This window comes from Corynebacterium sp. HMSC035E02, from assembly GCF_001836065.1.
Lineage (GTDB): Bacteria > Actinomycetota > Actinomycetes > Mycobacteriales > Mycobacteriaceae > Corynebacterium > Corynebacterium hiratae.
This window is the reverse complement of sequence record NZ_KV827301.1, coordinates 1-1,583: the sequence shown is the minus strand read 5'-3', so window position 1 is coordinate 1,583 and position 1,583 is coordinate 1. Positions and strand designations below refer to the sequence as shown.

The window sequence follows — 1,583 nt, the reverse complement described above, 5'->3', positions numbered from 1 at the left end:
GGCTAAAAGACACCAACTGGTGCCATATATATGCTCCTTAGAAAGGAGGTGATCCACCCGCACCTTCCGGTACGGGTACCTTGTTACGACTTCGTCCCAATCGCCGATCCCACCTTCGACAGCTCCCTAACAAGTTTAGGCCACTGGCTTCGGGTGTTACCAACTTTCATGACGTGACGGGCGGTGTGTACAAGGCCCGGGAACGTATTCACCGCAGCGTTGCTGATCTGCGATTACTAGCGACTCCGACTTCATGGGGTCGAGTTGCAGACCCCAATCCGAACTAAGGCCGGCTTTCAGCGATTCGCTCCACCTCACAGTGTCGCTGCGCGTTGTACCGACCATTGTAGCATGTGTGAAGCCCTGGACATAAGGGGCATGATGATTTGACGTCATCCCCACCTTCCTCCGAGTTAACCCCGGCAGTCTCTCATGAGTCCCCAACCAAATGCTGGCAACATAAGACAAGGGTTGCGCTCGTTGCGGGACTTAACCCAACATCTCACGACACGAGCTGACGACAACCATGCACCACCTGTACACCAGCCACAAGGGACACTACATCTCTGCAGCAATCTAGTGTATGTCAAGCCCAGGTAAGGTTCTTCGCGTTGCATCGAATTAATCCACATGCTCCGCCGCTTGTGCGGGCCCCCGTCAATTCCTTTGAGTTTTAGCCTTGCGGCCGTACTCCCCAGGCGGGGCGCTTAATGCGTTAGCTACGGCACAGAAGACGTGGAAGCCCCCTACACCTAGCGCCCACCGTTTACGGCATGGACTACCAGGGTATCTAATCCTGTTTGCTACCCATGCTTTCGCTCCTCAGCGTCAGTAACTGCCCAGAGACCTGCCTTCGCCATCGGTGTTCCTCCTGATATCTGCGCATTTCACCGCTACACCAGGAATTCCAGTCTCCCCTACAGCACTCAAGTTATGCCCGTATCGCCTGCACGCCCGAAGTTAAGCCCCGGAATTTCACAGACGACGCGACAAACCACCTACGAGCTCTTTACGCCCAGTAATTCCGGACAACGCTCGCACCCTACGTATTACCGCGGCTGCTGGCACGTAGTTAGCCGGTGCTTCTTATACAGGTACCGTCACTTGCGCTTCGTCCCTGTCGAAAGGAGTTTACAACCCGAAGGCCGTCATCCCCCACGCGGCGTCGCTGCATCAGGCTTCCGCCCATTGTGCAATATTCCCCACTGCTGCCTCCCGTAGGAGTCTGGGCCGTATCTCAGTCCCAATGTGGCCGTACACCCTCTCAGGCCGGCTACCCGTCGACGCCTTGGTAGGCCATTACCCCACCAACAAGCTGATAGGCCGCGAGCTCATCTTGCACCGAAAAAACTTTCCAACCACCACACTAAAGGCAGTTCATATCCGGTATTAGACCCAGTTTCCCAAGCTTATCCCAGAGTGCAAGGCAGATCACCCACGTGTTACTCACCCGTTCGCCACTCGAGTACCAGTGCAAGCACTGGCCTTTCCGTTCGACTTGCATGTGTTAAGCACGCCGCCAGCGTTCGTCCTGAGCCAGGATCAAACTCTCCACAAAAAAGGCCGTGAAAAGCCCAAACCTA

Annotated in this window: 1 rRNA gene; it reads right to left on the bottom strand. The window is 55.5% G+C overall.

Annotated elements, in window-relative coordinates:
* Positions 1-41 precede the first annotated feature (41 nt).
* Positions 42-1,558 (bottom strand): 16S ribosomal RNA (locus tag HMPREF2635_RS01755).
* Positions 1,559-1,583: the final 25 nt, after the last annotated feature.